This window comes from candidate division WOR-3 bacterium, from assembly GCA_013177935.1.
In the GTDB taxonomy this organism is placed as follows: domain Bacteria; phylum Hydrothermota; class Tepidihabitantia; order Tepidihabitantales; family Tepidihabitantaceae; genus Tepidihabitans.
In genome coordinates, this window is record JABLXZ010000004.1 from 332,728 (window position 1) to 350,009 (window position 17,282).

Sequence of the window (17,282 nt, forward strand, 5' to 3'; positions counted from 1 at the left end):
GCCAGAAGGTTATCTGACCCTGGAGCCTAATAAGACAGCCAAGCACAATTATGAGCCCAATCAGGTACCGAATTTTATATGCCAGGGGTGTCATTGATGCCCCCTTAACGGATGATTGTCAGTTTTCCGCCAACCTCACCGGTTGGGGTTTTGAGATGGTAAAAATATACACCGGCAGGCACATCAGCGTGACGCCAGATTAGTTCATCGCGATTTTGGTCTGTGCCCTTTTCTAACATCACATTATAATTTAAACATTTTTTCTTTTTTGTCAATATCTTTTTTATGAGGCAGAAGTAAATTACATCAGAATTGCCGGTTTTCTGCGGTCAGCGGTTCAGGGTCGCAAGGTGGGCTATCCGTGCTGGTTTAAATAGTCGTGTGCCATCATCGCTGCCAGCGCACCATCACCGACCGCGGTCGCAATCTGGCGCAGCGCTTTCCGCCGGACATCACCGGCGGCAAAAACCCCGGGCAGAGAGGTTTGCAGACTGTCATCGGTGATGATAAAGCCGGCTTCGTCAAGGTTGAGCATACCCTGACACCAGGCGGTGTTGGGCGCGAGCCCGACATAGATAAAGAGCGCCGCGACCGGCAAAGTCGTCACCGCGCCCGTTTTCAAATCTTTTATCGTTAGGCTCTCCAGCCGGCTGGTGCCGTTAAACGCTGTTACCACGCGGGAAAGGAGCAGTTCAATCTTCGGGTTCTGTCTGGTCCGCTCCTGACACACCTTTGCCGCCCGAAACTCATCCCGGCGGTGAATAAGATACACCCGGGAGCAGAAACGGGTAAGATAGTTCGCCTCAGCAAGCGCCGAATCACCGCCGCCCACCACCGCCACCGCCTGGTCCCGAAACAGCGGACCATCGCATATCGCGCAGTACGATATCCCCCTGCCCACAAACCGCTCCTCACCTTCCACACCGAGCGGCCTTGGTCTGGTACCGGTGCAGATGATTACCGCACCGGGATTAAAATTACCGATTGTTGTCTTCACCTCCAGACCCTGGGCGCTGCGGTCAATTCCGGTAACCTCACCGGTCTCAAACTGGCAGCCGAACCGCCGCGCCTGCGCCTCCATCCGCGCCACCAGTTCCACCGCCTCAATCGGCTCCGCAAATCCGGGATAGTTTTCCACAATTGCGGTCTTTGCCACCTGACCGCCAACCAGTTCACTTTCAATCAAAACGGTCCGCCTGCCGGCACGAGCGGCATAGATTCCCGCGGTCATACCAGCAGGACCGGCACCAACAATCAGTACCTCAGGCTCACCCATCTTTCAGTAAACGGGCAAGAATCGCCCTTTGAATGTGCAGCCGATTTTCAGCCTGGTCATAGACAATCGCCTGCGGTCCATCCAGCACATCATCGGTAATCTCTTCACCCCGATGTGCGGGCAGGCAGTGCAAAACCTTGGTCGTGGGCTTTGCCTTTGTCAACAGGGTGCGATTGACCTGAAACGGCTTGAATATCTGGCGCCGCTGCTCCGCCTCATCCTCCTGACCCATTGAAGCCCAGACATCGGTGTAGATAAAATCGGCATTTGCCACCGCCTCACACGGGTCATAGGTAAACTTCAATCTTGCCCCGCTCTTTGCCGCAAACTCCCGGCTCTGGGCGCTAATCTCGGAATTCGGCTCAAACCCCTTGGGTGTTGCCACATTGAGGTTGAACCCAACAATACCCGCAGCAAGGAGCAGAGAGTGGCACACATTGTTGCCATCACCAGTCCAGGCAACCGTTACGCCCTCAAGTTGGCCATAGTGCTGGCGAATCGTCAAAAGGTCAGCAAGAATCTGGCAGGGGTGCTCAAGGTCAGAAAGGGCGTTAATAACCGGAATGGTTGCCGCCTGTGCCAGACCGGTGACCTTTTCATGTTCAAAAACCCGGGCGATAATCACATCAACCCAGCGCGACAGATTCCGGGCAACATCGGGCACACTTTCCCTGGTCCCGAGCCCGATATCGGTCGGACTCAAATAGGTACTGGTCGCACCCAGCTGATGCAACGCCCGCTCAAATGTCACCCGGGTGCGCAAACTGGGCTTTTCAAAAATCAACACCCCCATCTTGCCCCGGGCGTGGGTGAGCACCTTATCCTTTTTTACCGCTGCCTTCAACCGCTCCGCTTCATCCAGGAGCGTCACAATCTCTTCTCTGGTTAAATCGGCAATTGATGTTAAGTCTTTCTTCATAATTATAAAATATAGCGGCTCAAATCCTTGCTGGCAACTATGTCTTTGAGCCGGCGCTGCACATACCCGGCATCAATCCGCACCGCCCGGGTCTTAGGATTAGGCAACTCAAACAGGATGTCCTCAAGCAAAGTGGTCATCACCGTATGCAACCGCCGGGCACCGATGTTCTCGGTTTCGCTGTTCACCCGAAAGGCAATCTCGGCAACCGCATCAATTGCCGCCCGGGTGAATGTCAACTTCACCCCCTCTGCCGCAAGCAGGGCGGTGTACTGCTTGATGAGCGCATTCTCCGGCTCAATCAGAATCCGCTTAAAGTCGTTTGCGGTCAATGGCTGCAACTCCACCCGAATCGGAAACCGGCCCTGGAGTTCCGGTATCATATCGGACGGCTTGACCTTGTGAAAGGCGCCCGCAGCAATGAACAGGATATGGTCGGTCCGCACCATCCCGTACTTGGTCAAAACACTTGACCCTTCCACCACCGGCAGCAGGTCGCGCTGTACCCCTTCCCTTGACACATCCGGTCCGGAACTGGCGGGCGTCGTGCTCACCACCTTGTCAATCTCATCAATGAACACAATCCCGCTCTGCTCCACCCGGCGCTTCGCCTCAGCAACAACCTCATCCATATCAATCAACTTCTGCGCCTCCTCCTGAATCAGCACCCGCTTCGCCTCGGCAACGGTCAGCCGGCGCCGCTTCGTCTGCTTGGGCAGTGTCGGACCCAGGATGTCCTGCAACTGAATCAAAATCTCCTCGCCGCCCAGCGGTGCCAGCGCATCGGCAAAGGGAAAAGTGGTCGTGGTTGACTTTATTTCCACCATCCGGCTATCCAGTTCGCCGGCGCGCAACTTCTCTCTTAACCGCTCCCGGGCGCCTGGTGTCCGCACCTCATCATCGGGCAAAAGCAGTTTCAAAAGTTTCTCCTCCGCCAGCGCCTCGGCACGACTTTGCACCTCGCGCGTCTTTTCTGCCCGCACCATATTGACACCAATCTCCATCAAATCCCGAATCATCGAATCCACATCCCGGCCCACATAGCCGACCTCGGTAAACTTGGACGCCTCAACCTTGACAAACGGTGCCTGCGCCAATCGGGCAAGACGTCGGGCAATCTCGGTCTTGCCGACGCCGGTTGGTCCAATCAGGATGATGTTGTTGGGCAGAATCTCCTCGCGCAGCCGTTCCGGCACCTGTTGCCGGCGCCAGCGGTTGCGCAGGGCAATCGCCACCGCCCGCTTCGCCTTGTGCTGACCCACGATATACCGGTCCAGTTCCGCCACAATCTCGGCGGGCGTCAGCATCCGCGCCGGTGTTACCGGCACCATCGCACCCGAAGTTGCTGTTTCCGAATATTCAACCTTCATCGCACCCTGCCGCTTTTTTGCTCATAAAATAAGGATAAACCGCCCGGAAATAGAGTCAAGCATCCGCTGATATTGACAATATCGGTAATTCCCCTATTGTCATCTACCTATGGCGGAAAACCCCCAATCCCGGACCCCGGAATCAACCTTCACCGCGGTCGCCCTTGTCACCGCCGCCTACATCGGTGCCCAGATTCTTTCTGACATCGCGAGCCTGCGCATCGTTTTCCTCTTCGGCTTCAGTGTTGACGCCGGCACTTTGATTTACCCCTTTACCTTTACCATCCGCGACCTTGTGCACAAGACCGCGGGCATCCGCACCGCGCGCCGCGTTGTTGTCGCCGCCGGCGCAATCAACCTGTTTATGGCGGCGCTCTTTTACCTTGTTGCCCGTTTGCCTCCGGACCCACAGGTCGGTCCGCAACTGGAGTTTGGCACCGTACTCTCGCCGGTCTGGCGCATCGTCATCGCCTCAATCGTCGCCGAGGTCGCCTCGGAACTGGTGGACGGTGAAATCTACCAGTTATGGGTCAACCGGATGGGTTTGCGCCGGCAGTGGCTCCGGGTCCTTGTCTCCAACTCATTCAGCGTGCCCTTAGATTCGGCGCTCTTCTGTTCACTTGCCTTCATCGGCCGGATGCCCTTCGCCGTCGTGTTAAGTATCTTCTGGGCAAATGTCATCCTCAAAGGCATCTGCACCCTGCTCTCTTTGCCCACAATCTACCTTGTCCGGGAACGCCCGTTGCGCGCCTGAACCCCTTGGGCGTCTTGTTGACATCCCAAAACTGTTAAATAAATTGATTCTATGGAACGAACTCTTGCAAAGGAACTGCCGCAACATATTGGCGAGCGCGTCCGGCTTTTGGGCTGGGCACACCACATTCGGCCCGTTGGTAAAATCACCTTCCTTCTTTTGCGCGACCGAACCGGCATCTGTCAGGCGGTAACCACCGACCCGGCAAAGTTTCACCTGGACGAACTCAAGCGCGAATCCATCGTTGAAATCATCGGCACGGTCAAGCCCGAACCGCAAGCCCGTCAGGGTTGCGAACTGGAACTGGAAGAACTGAAGGTGTTAATCGAACCGGTTGCGCCCCTGCCCTTTGAGGTCAACCGCTCCAAAAAGAAGTTAAACCTCAAACTGGATATGATTTTAGACCACCGCGCCTTTGCCCTGCGCAACCCGGAGTTTGGTGCTGTGTTCAAGGTCCAGGCCGAAATCGTCCGCACCTTTGCCGAATTCCTCCGGCAGGAAGGCTTTCTTGAAGTCCACACCTCAAAGATTGTCGCTGCCGGCACCGAAGGTGGCACCGCCCTGTTTCCAATTCAATACTTTGAGCAGAAGGCGTATCTTGCCCAGAGCCCGCAGTTCTACAAACAGATGCTCGTTGGCGCCGGCTACGAGCGGGTGTTTGAGATTGGCTTTGTCTATCGTGCTGAGGACCACGCCACCTCCCGGCACATCAACGAATACCTGTCCCTTGACTACGAGATGGGCTTTATCCAGTCCTACCGTGATGTCACCCGGCTTGAAAACCGGCTCCTCAAACAACTGGTGGCAAACCTTGCAAAAAACTGCGCCGAGGAAATTCAACTCCTCGGTGCCCAGTTGCCCGAAGTGGGCGAAATCCCGGAAATCCACTTCCGGGACGCGCTCGAGCTCCTGCATAAAGACTACGGCAGAGATACCACCGGTATGCTTGACCTTGACCCGGAAGGCGAGCGGCAACTTTGCGACTATGCCCAGAAAACCTACAACTCCGAATTCCTGTTTGTCACCCATTACCCGCGTAAGACCCGGCCCTTTTATACAATGTGGGACCCGAACGACCCGGAATACACCTTTGGCTTTGACCTGCTCTTTCGCGGACTGGAAGTCACCACCGGCAGTCAGCGTATCCACGACTACCACCAGTTAGTGGAAAACATCCGTTACTTTGGACTGAACCCGGAAAACTTCGCCTTCTACCTTGAGATATTCCAGTATGCGGTGCCGCCTCATGGGGGCTTGGCGATTGGTGCAGAACGGTTGACCCAGCAGTTCTTAGGACTAAACAACATCCGGGAAGCCAGTTTCTTTCCCCGTGACCGTTTCCGCTTAACACCGTAAAACCGGCCCTGATACCATCCCCCTAACGGCGCTATGGTCAACCCCATATACTTTTCCGCTAAATTCCTAACTCTTTCCCGATACAAAACTTAGCTGCGATGATTTAGATTGGCGCGTTAAAATTTTAAACTTTCGGGGTCAAAAATTATGGGTAGACCGGGCTATCTACACCAAAATCGGGGTAAAATCAGGCAGAGATGCCCTTAAACATCAAGGTTTTCGACATTCCGGGCGTTGCGCTCAATAAACTCGCGCCGCGGCTCCACATCCTCGCCCATCAGCATTCGGAAAACCGCATCCGCTTCGGTCGCATCCTCCATCGTCACCCGCTTCAGGGTCCGCTTCTCCGGATTCATCGTTGTCTCCCACAACTGCTCCGGATTCATCTCACCCAGACCCTTGTAGCGCACCACCTCCAGCCCATCCCCCTTGTTCTTGCGGGTGAACTCCTCCAGTTCCTCATCCGAATAGAGGTAAACCTCCTTCTTGCCCTGGCGCACCCGATACAACGGCGGCTGCGCAATGTAAAGATAACCCGCCTCAATCAACGGCTGCATAAACCGGTAGAAGAATGTCAAAAGAAGAATCCGGATGTGCGAACCATCAACATCGGCATCGGTCATAATCACAATCTTGTGATAGCGTGCCTTTGCCGGGTCAAAGTCGTCTTCACCCACTCCGGCACCAATCGCTGAAATTATCGCCCGAATCTCCTGATTGGCAAGAATCTTATTCAAACCGGCTTTCTCAACATTGAGAATCTTGCCGCGCAACGGCAAAATTGCCTGAAACCGCCGGTCCCGACCCTGTTTTGCCGAACCGCCCGCGGAATCACCCTCAACGATGTAAAGTTCACTCTCGGCCGGGTCTTCAGAAGCGCAATCCGCCAGTTTGCCCGGTAAGGTGTCGGACTCTAAAAGGGAACGGCGCCGCGCCAGTTCCCGCGCCTTGCGCGCCGCCAGCCGCGCCTTTGCCGCGGCAATCACCTTCTCCAGCACCCGATTTGCCACCCGCGGGTTCTCCTCAAAGAAAGCCGAAACCCGCTCGTAAACCACGGTCTCAACCACGCTCTTCGCCTCGCTGTTACCGAGCCGGGTCTTGGTCTGACCTTCAAACTGCGGGTCCGGAATCTTGATGGAAACAACCGCGGTCAAACCCTCGCGCGTGTCTTCGCCCACCAGTTCAATACCCTCCTTTAACTGGCCGCTCTTGCGCGCATACTCGTTGATCGCACGGGTCAGCGCCGCCTTGAATCCGGAAAGGTGGGTGCCGCCTTCATGGGTGTTGATGGTGTTGGCAAAGGAGAAGATGCTCTCAATATAACCGTCGTTGTACTGAAACGCCACCTCCACCGCAATCCCGTTGCGCTGCTCCTCAATCACGATTGGTTTGTGCAGACGGTTACGCCCGGCATCGATATAACCAACAAAATCTGCCAGCCCGCCTGGAAAGTGGAAAACCTCCTCCTTCTCCTGGCGTTCATCAATCAGTTTAATCTTCAAATTCTTATTCAGATAGGCGAGTTCGCGCAGCCGGGTGGCAAGGATGTCGTAACTGAACACCACCTTCTTAAAAATCTTCTCATCAGGCTGGAAGGTGATTTTCGTGCCGGTCTTCTTCGACTTACCGATAACCTTCAGTTCACTCTTCGGCTCACCCCGGGCAAACTCCATCCGGTAAACTTTGCCATCGCGCGCCACCTCTGCCACCAGCCGCGTGGAAAGGGCGTTCACCACCGAAACCCCGACACCATGCAGCCCGCCCGAAATCTGGTAAACCTTGTGCTCAAACTTCGCCCCGGAATGGAGCACGGTCAACACCACCTCAAGCGCCGACTTCTTCTCGGTCGGATGGATATCAACCGGAATTCCCCGGCCATTGTCCTCAACCGAAACCTCATTGTCCGAATGAATCGTCACCACCACCTCATCGCAGTAACCGGCAAGCGCCTCATCAATCGCATTATCCACCACCTCAAAAACGAGATGGTGCAACCCGCGCACGCCGACATCACCGATGTACATCGCCGGGCGGTGCCGAACCGCCTCGAGCCCTTTTAAAACATGGATTTGTGCTGCATTGTATGCCTCTGCCATTGTCTTTTATCCTAACAAATCTTTCGGCAAAATCAAGCGGTGTCCGCGCTCCGTTTCAGAAAAAATCTGATGTCGGTTAACTGGCGCGAACCGATATGCTGGGTAATCTTTTCGAGCAACTGGTCTTTAAGAAAGGTCAACTGGGTCATCCATGCTGGTGAATCAACCGCCACTAACAGCGTCTTATCCTCAACGCCGAGCGCCACCGTATGCCGCGCTATCGCCTCGCCCACCACCAACTTCCAGTCGCTAACCGCACGATAGACCACAATCTTTTCCTCCATCCCCAACTGGCGCAAAACCCGGGGCAAAGTCTCGTGGACCGTTTGAAACCGGCGCAGTTTCTTGCGGCGCATATTTACTTATACCGGCAGAACCGCCCCGGGTCAAGGACACCCAAATTCGTTAAAAAATGTCGGAACACCCACCATTCTTTGCAAAAATAATGTACCGGTATGTTGCCCGGCTTTGCTGAAACAGTGCACGGACCGGTTGCCTTTCTTCACAAAAATAGTGTACCGGCACATTGCAATGTGCCCCTCTGGACTTCAACCCCACCGCTTGTTAAACTGTAATGTGCTCACGCGCAAGTCAACCGATACAACCAGACTGGCGCTCAAACCGGAACTGGTGGCGAAACTCAAAGGCATTGACTTAAAGGCGCGGCTTGTGGTTGAAGGGTTTCTCGCCGGGTTGCACCGCTCGCCTTACAAGGGCTTCTCGGTTGAATTTACCGAACACCGTCCCTATATGCCGGGCGATGAACTGAAACGCATCGACTGGCGCGTCTATGGTAGAACCGACCGCTTTTTTATCCGCGAGTTTGAAGAGGAGACCAACCTCCGCGCCTACCTCCTCCTTGACGCCTCAGGCTCAATGCACTACCCACCGGGTACCATTACCAAACTGGACTACAGCCGCTGGCTTGCTGCCAGCCTTGCCTATCTTCTTACCCGGCAGAAAGACTCGGTTGGCTTGGTCATCTTCACCGACCGCATCAACCGCTACATTCCGCCCCGCGCCACCGGTGCCCACCTCCGCATCATCTTCCGGGAACTGGAAAACACAAAACCGGGCGGTGACACCAGCCTCGGCAACACCCTGCACCAGCTTGCGGAACGGCTCAAGCGCCGCGGGCTTGTCATCATCATCTCCGACCTCTGGGACAACCAAACCGAGGTGCTTGCCGGTCTGCGCCACTTCCGGGCACGCAAACACGAACTCCTCCTGTTCCACATCTTCCACCCCGATGAAGCGAACCTGAACTTTCCCACCCCGCTCCTTTTGCGCGATTTGGAAACCGGCGCCGAACTGACCGTTGACCCCCGCCTTCTCAAAACGCGCTATCAGGAAAGTTTTCGCCAGCGCAGCGCCGAGTTCAAAAAGGGTTGCAACGAAGCCCGTATCGACTATCAACCCCTGTCCCTTGCCACACCCTTTGACCAGGCGCTCCTCAAATACCTTGAGCGCCGGCGCCGTTTGTCCTAAATGCGGTTCCTTGCCCCGGGATTTCTCCTTCTTTTGCCCCTTGCCTTCCTGCCGGTCCTCATCCACCTTTTGAGCCGGCTCCGGCTGCGCCGGCTTTCCTTTCCTTCTTTACTTCTCTTGCAAACCGTGCGCCGCGAGCGCTTCTCCTGGCTCCGGTTGCGGGAAATTGTCCTGCTGATTTTGCGCACCCTCGCCCTCCTCTTCCTCCTTTTTGCCCTTACCCGTCCCTACCTGCTCCGCCTCCTGCCGGGCTTAAAAAGCGAAGACCTCATCATCATCCTTGACGACTCCTACAGTATGGGTTATGGTGACCGCTGGCATCACGCCCGGCGCGCCGCCCAGCAGTTTGTCCGTGCCGCAACCCGTGTCCGGCTCATCCTTACCAGCCAGCCCGACACCGTCTTCACCGGAATAAAAACCCTGCGCGCTCTTCTTGACACCATCACGCCTTCCCACGCCGCCCCGGCTCTGACCCCGGCACTGGTACGCGCCTTTACCGAAAGCCGCACCGGCACCCCACCGCTGGTGCTCATCACCGACCTCCAGCGTTCTGCTCTCCCGGAAACCGGTTTGACCAAACCGCCTGCGCCGCTCCACATCGTCCATCTCGGCAGCCCAAAATTTGTCAACGCCGGTATCGGACGCCTTTACCTTGACAACCACTTTATCAGGGCGGAAATCGCCAACTACAGCACCCAGCCCATCACCCGCACCGTTCGCCTCCACCGCAACAGCAATGTTGAAGAGCAGACGGTTAACATCGCACCCCGCAGCACCGTTACCGTTTCATTTACCACACCCGGTGCCGGTCCCGGACTGGACACCGGCTTTGTCCAGATTACCGCCGACTCACTACCTCTTGACGACACCCGCTACTTCGCCTTCAACATCCCGGCAAAAGTGCCCGTCCTCGTTGTCCGCAGCCCCGCGGTCCCGGACCGCTACCTTAACCTTGTCCTTGCCGCCGACAGCACCGGACCATTTTTACCCACCACCGTTGACCGTAACGAACTGAGCCGGCTCGACCTGCGCCGCTTCCCGCTCCTCATCATCACCGATGCCGCAATTTTGCAACCCGGCGACTGGGACCGGATTGATTTTTACCTTACCGCGGGTGGTGCCGCGCTCATCATCGCCGGTACCCCGCTTCCGGACCCTTCCGGACTCAACCGCTTCCTGACAGTTCAGGGCTTCAACCGACCTGCCGGTTTTTTAACCGTTGCCCGGGTTGACACCACCCATCCCATCCTCAACATCTTCCATCCCCGCGACTTCGCCACCACTCGCTTCTTTGCCACCAACCGCCTTACCGGCGGCAAAAACCTCGTCTTTCTTTCCAGCGGCGACCCGCTCATAGTTGAAATACCGGAAAAAAACCTGATTGTCTGGACCTTTGCCCCGGCACCCTTTGCTACCGATTTGGTGTTTAAGGCACCCTTTGCCCCGCTTTTCATCCGCACGCTGACCTACCTTGTTACCACGTTACGCACTGAATACATCGTCGGCGACACTGTCACCCTGCCGGTAAAGAGCCTCGCTCCGGTAACATTGTCAACACCATCGGGCAACATGCTAATTTCACCTCAACCCGGACAACCGCGTCCTAAAATTGTTTTCACCGACACCCGGAATCCGGGAATTTACCGCCTTGACAGCCTTGCGTTTGCGGTCAACCCTGATGCCCGGGAAGGCGACCTGACCCCGATTTCTAACAACCTCCTGCCTCGCACCGGGATTACGATACAAACTCAGGCGGTTCCCACCGCGGACTTAACCGCACTGCTCTTATTTCTTGCCCTGCTGGCGTTTCTGATGGAAATGGTTATTCTTGTCTCTGAGGTTTTATTTCAGAAAAGAAGCCCGGTACGCAGATAGTCGGCATAGCGCCGGAAAATCGACTCATCCTCAAGAATCGCAATCCGGGATATCACCACCATCCCGCCTTCGGCATTGACCTTGAGCCCAAAAGCCTGATGACCCGGTTCGCGCACCACATAGCCGATTTCGTAAACCTCCTCCGCCTTCTGATAGCCCCGACCGGTAACCTGCTCCATAAACCAGGCAAGGTTGTCCGCTACCGCGGTCAATGCCGGCATCGGAGCAAAGGGATTTAATAGCGGGATTAAAATAACCTCACCGCCCTTGGCGCGCTCATCAACCACCTGGGTCCGGTCAATCTCAACAAATGCCTTTAACTCTTCCGGCGACCTCAACTCCATCGCCTAAATCTCCTCGCCATAAAGATAAGCATAAACCTTGGCATTGCCGACCATATTGGCGATGACGCAGAACTCATTCGGCTTGTGCGCCTGACCGGCATTTTTGCCCCAGACCACTGCCGGTATCCCCTGACGCCGGAAAAATGCCGCTACCGTACCACCGCCAATACCCTTGACAAAAGGCTCAACGCCATACACCGCCCTTACCGCCTTTGCCAGTCTTTGTACCACCGGTGCATCCGCTGGCGTCGGCGGCGCCGCGGGCGCTGCCTGCTCAATATCAACCTTGACCTTCACCCCGAACTCCTGTTCCACCGTTGCCACCACCTCCTGCACCGTATTCAGCACATCTTCCAGTTGATAAACCGGCAGAATCCGGCAGTCAAAGTAGAAGATATCCTCCCCTGGAATCGTATTGACATTGGGGACATTCGCCTCCTTTTTCGTCGGCTCCATCGTCGAATAGGGCGGCGTGAACAACTCGTCCCGGGCATTGAACCTCTCGTGCAAAACCCGGTCCAGTCTGATTAACAGATTGGCACCGGCCCGGTGCGCGTTGTTGCCATGGTGGGGTGTGGAACCGTGCGCCTGCTGTCCGATGGTCGTAAACTTCATCCAGAGTATTGACTTCTCCGCAATCTCAAGCAATGTGCCCGCCTCGTTGCCCGCATCCGGCACCACAACCAGGTCCTCTTTATGGCACAACCGGTGATTCTTCAGCAGCCAGTCAACCCCGAAAGACGAACCGGTCTCCTCATCCGCCACGAGCATCAAACCAACCGGTAAGCGGGGCTTTAGCCCGAGGTCTAAAAGCGCCTTCAGCGCAAAGATACTTGCCACCATCTCCTGTTGATTGTCCTCAACACCCCGGCCATAGATTTTGCCGTTCTCCACCCGGGCACAAAACGGGTCTGACTCCCACAACTCCCTTGGTCCGGCTGGCACAACATCAAGATGGGTCATCACCCAGAGCGTAGGACCAGTGCCTTCCCCTTCCTGCCGCACCACAAGGCTGGGTCGATAACCGCACGGTGCCAGCGGGTCTGGCGCGCGAAACTCCTCAAACTCAAGCCCCCAGCCCGCCAGAACCCCTTTTAGATACTCAACCCTTGCCTTTTCGCCTTCCCCACCCGATTTCGGGCTGATTGCCGGCAGCGCCACGAGCCGACGCTGCATCTCCACCATCTCCGGCTCCAGCGCCTCAATCCGCTGCACGATTTTATCAAATATTTCCTTGTCCCACATCGGTTCATAATAGCGGGTTTAAACCGTCCGGTCAATACCGGTTTTATCCAAGAACCGGAAGCCAGAAATAGAATGTTGAACCTTTACCCGGCTCGGACTCGGCGCCGATAAACCCCTTGTGCGCCTCGATTATCTGCCGGCAAATCGCCAATCCCAGACCCGTAGAACGCTCACCCGCGGTGCTCCGGACACTGGTCTTCTGAAACGGCTTGAACAACTTTTTCATCTCATCTGCCGGAATTCCCTGGCCCTGGTCTTTTACCGCCACCCGCACCCCGCCATTCTCCTTACCCACCCGCACCGACACCTTCGTACCCGGCGCCGAGAACTTAAACGCATTACTCAAAAAGTTGTTGAGCACCTGGGTAATACGTGCCGGGTCCGCATACACCCGCACGCCATCGTCTTCAATCACCAGTTTCAGTTCAATCCCCTTCTGCGCGCCTAACATCCGGTTCTCCTCAATGTTCTTCGCCACCAGTTCTGTCAACTCCACCGGTTCCAGATTCAACTCAATCTGCCCCGCCTCAATCCGGGTGAAGTCCAGCAAGTCGTTGATTAAATTAACCATAAATTCGGCGTTCGCCTTAATCCGCTCGATAAACTCCAACTTCTTCTCATCGGGTAATGAAGCGCCCGCCTCCTCTAAGAGAAAACCGGCACAGGTGATTATCACTGTCAGTGGATTACGCAGGTCGTGCGCCGCCATACCGAGAAACTGATTCTTCAACTCGCTCAACTTTGCCAGCTGGGTGTTCTTCTCTGCCAGTTCCAGCTCCTGACGTTTCCGCTCCAGTGCATAGCGCAAACTGCGCACCAGCCCCCGGCTATCAATATGCCCCTTTACCAGATAGTCCTGTGCCCCCATCTTTGCCACTGCCACCGCCATCTCTTCGTCATCCAGCCCGGTCATAATCACAATCGGCACCTGCGGCGCCACAGTATTGACGCGCGCTACCGTCTCCAGCCCCTTACTGTCCGGTAGCGATAGGTCAAGCAGCACCACATCAAAACTCTCTTCCTTCAGCCGTTGCGTTGCCTCCTCACACCGTACCAGATGGGTGATTTCAAACCTGCCGCCATCCGCCTCCGCTATTGTCTCTTTCACGAGTCGGGCATCACCGGGATTGTCTTCAACCAGAAGAATCCGTAACCTTTCACCAACCATCTTATTAAACCCTACTCCGGCAACTTGACCACCGTTAGCCAGAACTCCTGAATCGACTTTATCACCCGGATGAACTGCTCAAAATCGACCGGCTTTGTCACATAGCAGTTGGCATGCAGGTCATAGCTCTTCAGGATATCCTCCTCCGCCTTGGAAGTAGTAAGAATCACCACCGGTATTCGGCGTAAACTCGGGTCCGCCTTAATTTCTGCCAGAACCTCCTGGCCATTTTTCTTGGGCAGGTTCAAATCCAGGAGAATTATATCCGGGCGTGGCGCGTCGCTAAACCCGTCCTTCCGATAAAGGAACTTCAGCGCCTCCTCGCCATCCCTCACAATATGCAGATTGTTACGCACCTTTGCCTCGCGCAATGCCTCCTGGGTCAAACGGACATCACCCGGATTGTCTTCAACCAAAAGGATTTCAACCGGTGTCCCATTTTCACCTTTTGTCATTCTCCCTCCTTTCGTACGGGCACATTGCCACCTGTTCCTATTTTTCTCCCTTTGTGTACGGGCACACTGCGGCGTGCTCCTACTCTATTTCGGCGGGCGGCAGGGTAAAGAAAAAAGTTGTCCCCTTACCCACTTCCGACTCAAACCATATTTTGCCGCCGTGCCGCTCAACTATCTTCTTACAAACCGCTAAACCGATTCCGGTTCCCGGATACTCCTCCCGGGTGTGCAAACGCTGGAAAATCTCAAAAACCTTTTCCGAAAACTTCGGGTCGATGCCGATGCCATTGTCCTTGACCGCAAACCGCCACATTCCATCTACCCGCTCTGCCCAGATGTCAACACGCGGCTTCTCCTGGGTGAACTTCAGGGCATTTCCCACCAGGTTCTGAAACAACTGCTCCAGTTGCCGCTCATCGGCAAGGACCACGGGTAAGGGCTTACTATTGACCTCTGCTCCCTTCTCCTCAATCGCAATTTTCAGATTCAGCAGCGCCCGCTTTAGGACTTCGTTACTATCGGTCGGCACCGGTTCCTTACCCCTTGTTCCCACCCGGGAATAGGTCAACAGGTCATTAATCAACCGCTGCATCCTCGTTACACCATCAACCGCAAAATTGATAAACTCATCGGCATCGCTATCAAGTTTTCCTTTATACCGCCGGGCTAAAAGCCCGACATAACTGCCCACCATCCGCAACGGCTCCTGCAAATCGTGCGATGCCACATAGGCAAACCGCTCCAGTTCCTGATTGGACCGGCGCAACTCCTCGGTCTTCTCCTGCAACTTCAATTCCGCCCTTCGCCGCTCGGTGATGTCCTCACCCGAACTCAAGGTACCAACAATTTTGCCCGACTCATCCCTGATTACCACATTGTGCCAGTGAATCAACCTCTCCTCACCGCTTCGTGTTAAAACCGGATTCTCATACTCGGCAGCCGGTTCAACCTCACCGCGCATCAGCATATCAAACATCGCCCGGGTTTCATTCCGCACCGTTTCAGGCAAAAAGTTTTCAAACCACTCTTTACCCAAAACCTCATCCTCTTGATAACCCAGCACCTGACGACCCTGACGATTGATTAAGGTTACTTTACCTTCCCGGTCCAGGGCAACGATAATCACGCCCGCAACATCAAGATACATCTGTGCCCGCTCCTTCTCCTGACGCAACTCCTGCTCCTGGGCAAAGTAGCGGGTAATCAGCCGGCTCAACTCTCCGAACTCGGACCGGCTCTTGTTAAGTTGTGTCAACCCCTGCGTAGTCCGACGGCTCAAAGCATCCGTAATCTGCTTAAGCGGTCCTGTCACCCAGAAAACCAGTCCCAATCCAACCGTCAAAACCGTTACCAGTGCCACCACAATCAATACCACCAACTGCTGGACAACACCGCGATGGAACTGAACGATAGTTCCACTAACAAACCTCAATTTCAAATCGGCAATCGGTTTACCATCCTCCGCAAGTAGGGTGTGACGAATCACAATCAACCCCTGTGCCTGGTTTGTTTTCTCTCCATCACCAGCAGGCGGCACGATTTGCGCCGTGCTATTAACCATTTGTGCCAGTCCATTGACATAACTGTCATCCCATAACCGGGCAACAAAAAAGACGCCCTGGGGTTCGGTTTTTCGCTCCGGGTCATTAGTTGGATGGATTGTTGCACCCTGCACCTCAACCAGACCCAGAGGCGTTCCCGCCCAGAAGTGGCAGAACCGCTCCGAATCACTTAGCATCCTTTTTGCATTGTCCGCAAGCGACAACACTGCTAAACCGTCTTTGCCTTCCCCAAATGCACTGTAAACCAGTTCCCCTTTTCGGTTGTAAACCCAGGCGCCATCCGCCTGGTAAGTGCCCAATGGTTCTGCGACATTCTCATCAAAAAACTTCCTGTTCTTATTTCGTACTGCACTAACCATCTCATCCCAGTAGGTGTAGTCGTAGGCAAAATTCTTAAGTGAAGACCCTTTTAACTCCAGCAGCCGGTTGAAGATATTGTGGAGCGCATACTCCTGGGTGCGGAAAATCGCTCCAACGCGCCTTTTCTCATTCCCGTAGAACATAACCAACCCGACACCGATAAACACCACAACCCCCCAAAAAAGCGTGATAAATCTTATCGGCGTGCGCGCAAACATCTAAAACCCCCTTCCCACGGTTAAACCGAAAACAGCCTGGAACGCCTCACCCCCGGCACTGCGTAAAACCCGGTCCGGCACAACGCTCAACTCAAGAAACGGTTTGATATCAAGCAATCCTTTTAATGAGTAGTTGAGCCCTGCTCCAAACTCAATTACATTCAACGCCCAGCGTGCTACCCCGTAATTTATCTCGTTGAACTGTGGTGAACCCCAGCCGCCTGCGAGGGAAAATTCTGGTGCTAACCCCCACCCGATTTCCCGGGAAAAAGCACCTCCGACTGTCCCGAAATAACCACCTGCAGAAGGGAAAACCCCAAGATTGTGACCGCTCGTCAACTCAAAATCAGCCAGCCCATAAGCGACATTGAGTCCCAGTTCCAGTTCTGGTTTTGTCCAATCATCAGCATAAAAATACCCGGCAGCCGAAGGTTCAAGGGAAAATCCCAAAATCTCCTGTTGATAACTGACCGTCAGGTCCAGTTCATTCAAACCCCAGCCATCACCATTCTGTCCCAGTGTGATGTTTGCCCAGGGAGATATCGTCCAGCCCGCAAAAGAAGCCCAGACCGCAGGTTGCGCCACCGGACCCTGACTCAACCTTAACCCGCGCCACACATAGCACGAACGACCCGACAGTTCTAACCCGGATTCAAATGGCAGCCCTGAAACAAAAACCGGAACTAAGGCAAGAAAAACAGCGAACCGCTCCCCGACCTTCGCCATATCCCTCCTTTTTTATAATTATACCGAACAAAACCCTTTTTGACAAGATTAGCCCAATAGTCACGCTGTA

The 17,282-nt window shown here is 54.9% G+C and carries 15 protein-coding genes; 4 read left to right on the top strand and 11 right to left on the bottom strand.

The window, feature by feature from the left end; translation table 11 throughout:
* Window positions 1–355 precede the first annotated feature (355 nt).
* The 3 genes from trxB to hslU are packed head-to-tail and all read right to left on the bottom strand — an operon-like array spanning window position 356 to window position 3,526.
* Window positions 356–1,276 (bottom strand): thioredoxin-disulfide reductase, encoded by a 921-nt coding sequence (gene trxB / locus HPY86_08165; protein NPV14887.1) that lies wholly within the window; start codon window positions 1,274–1,276, stop codon window positions 356–358.
* A complete protein-coding gene (argF, locus tag HPY86_08170; GenBank protein NPV14888.1) occupies window positions 1,269–2,195 on the bottom strand; it encodes an ornithine carbamoyltransferase in 927 nt (308 codons plus the stop codon). The genes trxB and argF overlap by 8 nt, the downstream gene beginning before the upstream one ends.
* Window positions 2,196–2,197: 2 nt before the next feature.
* A complete protein-coding gene (gene hslU, locus HPY86_08175; protein NPV14889.1) occupies window positions 2,198–3,526 on the bottom strand; it encodes an ATP-dependent protease ATPase subunit HslU in 1,329 nt (442 codons plus the stop codon).
* A 148-nt stretch (window positions 3,527–3,674) separates the two neighbouring features.
* On the opposite strand from hslU, the gene HPY86_08180 reads away from it, so the two are divergent.
* Both HPY86_08180 and aspS read left to right on the top strand, forming a co-directional pair.
* Window positions 3,675–4,319, top strand: coding sequence for a queuosine precursor transporter (locus tag HPY86_08180; protein ID NPV14890.1), 645 nt, complete (start codon window positions 3,675–3,677; stop codon window positions 4,317–4,319).
* 51 nt (window positions 4,320–4,370) lie between these two features.
* The gene (aspS, locus tag HPY86_08185) at window positions 4,371–5,675 is read left to right on the top strand and encodes an aspartate--tRNA(Asn) ligase (protein ID NPV14891.1); all 1,305 of its coding nucleotides are present in this window, start codon (window positions 4,371–4,373) and stop codon (window positions 5,673–5,675) included.
* 203 nt (window positions 5,676–5,878) lie between these two features.
* On the opposite strand, the gene gyrB is transcribed toward aspS, so the two are convergent.
* Together gyrB and HPY86_08195 are read right to left on the bottom strand one after the other, a co-directional pair.
* Window positions 5,879–7,771, bottom strand: a complete 1,893-nt coding sequence (gyrB, locus tag HPY86_08190; GenBank protein NPV14892.1) for a DNA topoisomerase (ATP-hydrolyzing) subunit B — start codon at window positions 7,769–7,771, stop codon at window positions 5,879–5,881.
* A 32-nt stretch (window positions 7,772–7,803) separates the two neighbouring features.
* Window positions 7,804–8,127: a DUF721 domain-containing protein gene (locus HPY86_08195; GenBank protein NPV14893.1), complete on the bottom strand. Its 324-nt coding sequence runs from the start codon at window positions 8,125–8,127 to the stop codon at window positions 7,804–7,806.
* 175 nt (window positions 8,128–8,302) lie between these two features.
* Between HPY86_08195 and HPY86_08200 the strand changes: the two genes are divergently transcribed.
* Window positions 8,303–9,259: a DUF58 domain-containing protein gene (locus tag HPY86_08200; protein ID NPV14894.1), complete on the top strand. Its 957-nt coding sequence runs from the start codon at window positions 8,303–8,305 to the stop codon at window positions 9,257–9,259.
* Complete coding sequence (locus HPY86_08205; protein ID NPV14895.1) at window positions 9,260–11,134, top strand: VWA domain-containing protein; 1,875 nt, start codon at window positions 9,260–9,262, stop codon at window positions 11,132–11,134.
* Here HPY86_08205 and HPY86_08210 read toward each other — a convergent pair.
* The 6 genes from HPY86_08210 to HPY86_08235 form a co-directional block, all read right to left on the bottom strand.
* Window positions 11,107–11,478, bottom strand: a complete 372-nt coding sequence (locus HPY86_08210; protein ID NPV14896.1) for a hypothetical protein — start codon at window positions 11,476–11,478, stop codon at window positions 11,107–11,109. The two genes, HPY86_08205 and HPY86_08210, sit on opposite strands and share 28 nt — an antisense overlap.
* Window positions 11,479–11,481: 3 nt before the next feature.
* Complete coding sequence (locus tag HPY86_08215; GenBank protein ID NPV14897.1) at window positions 11,482–12,723, bottom strand: M20 family metallo-hydrolase; 1,242 nt, start codon at window positions 12,721–12,723, stop codon at window positions 11,482–11,484.
* Window positions 12,724–12,766: 43 nt separating this feature from the next.
* Window positions 12,767–13,891, bottom strand: coding sequence for a hybrid sensor histidine kinase/response regulator (locus HPY86_08220; protein ID NPV14898.1), 1,125 nt, complete (start codon window positions 13,889–13,891; stop codon window positions 12,767–12,769).
* Window positions 13,892–13,902: 11 nt separating this feature from the next.
* Complete coding sequence (locus HPY86_08225; protein ID NPV14899.1) at window positions 13,903–14,346, bottom strand: response regulator; 444 nt, start codon at window positions 14,344–14,346, stop codon at window positions 13,903–13,905.
* Window positions 14,347–14,425: 79 nt separating this feature from the next.
* A complete protein-coding gene (locus HPY86_08230) occupies window positions 14,426–16,486 on the bottom strand; it encodes a PAS domain S-box protein (GenBank protein ID NPV14900.1) in 2,061 nt (686 codons plus the stop codon).
* Window positions 16,487–17,212 (bottom strand): hypothetical protein, encoded by a 726-nt coding sequence (locus HPY86_08235; protein NPV14901.1) that lies wholly within the window; start codon window positions 17,210–17,212, stop codon window positions 16,487–16,489.
* Between the last annotated feature and the right edge of the window lie 70 nt (window positions 17,213–17,282).

Excerpts from the sequence above, each read along its gene's own strand:
- HPY86_08215 (NPV14897.1), bottom strand. The coding sequence starts at position 12,723 with ATGTGGGACAAGGAAATATTTGATAAAATCGTGCAGCGGATTGAGGCG.
- HPY86_08195 (NPV14893.1), bottom strand. The coding sequence starts at position 8,127 with ATGCGCCGCAAGAAACTGCGCCGGTTTCAAACGGTCCACGAGACTTTG.
- argF (NPV14888.1), bottom strand. The coding sequence starts at position 2,195 with ATGAAGAAAGACTTAACATCAATTGCCGATTTAACCAGAGAAGAGATT.
- trxB (NPV14887.1), bottom strand. The coding sequence starts at position 1,276 with ATGGGTGAGCCTGAGGTACTGATTGTTGGTGCCGGTCCTGCTGGTATG.
- hslU (NPV14889.1), bottom strand. The coding sequence starts at position 3,526 with ATGGTGCCGGTAACACCGGCGCGGATGCTGACGCCCGCCGAGATTGTG.
- HPY86_08225 (NPV14899.1), bottom strand. The coding sequence starts at position 14,346 with ATGACAAAAGGTGAAAATGGGACACCGGTTGAAATCCTTTTGGTTGAA.
- HPY86_08210 (NPV14896.1), bottom strand. The coding sequence starts at position 11,478 with ATGGAGTTGAGGTCGCCGGAAGAGTTAAAGGCATTTGTTGAGATTGAC.
- HPY86_08230 (NPV14900.1), bottom strand. The coding sequence starts at position 16,486 with ATGTTTGCGCGCACGCCGATAAGATTTATCACGCTTTTTTGGGGGGTT.
- aspS (NPV14891.1), top strand. The coding sequence starts at position 4,371 with ATGGAACGAACTCTTGCAAAGGAACTGCCGCAACATATTGGCGAGCGC.
- HPY86_08180 (NPV14890.1), top strand. The coding sequence starts at position 3,675 with ATGGCGGAAAACCCCCAATCCCGGACCCCGGAATCAACCTTCACCGCG.
- HPY86_08220 (NPV14898.1), bottom strand. The coding sequence starts at position 13,891 with ATGGTTGGTGAAAGGTTACGGATTCTTCTGGTTGAAGACAATCCCGGT.
- gyrB (NPV14892.1), bottom strand. The coding sequence starts at position 7,771 with ATGGCAGAGGCATACAATGCAGCACAAATCCATGTTTTAAAAGGGCTC.
- HPY86_08200 (NPV14894.1), top strand. The coding sequence starts at position 8,303 with ATGTGCCCCTCTGGACTTCAACCCCACCGCTTGTTAAACTGTAATGTG.
- HPY86_08235 (NPV14901.1), bottom strand. The coding sequence starts at position 17,212 with ATGGCGAAGGTCGGGGAGCGGTTCGCTGTTTTTCTTGCCTTAGTTCCG.
- HPY86_08205 (NPV14895.1), top strand. The coding sequence starts at position 9,260 with ATGCGGTTCCTTGCCCCGGGATTTCTCCTTCTTTTGCCCCTTGCCTTC.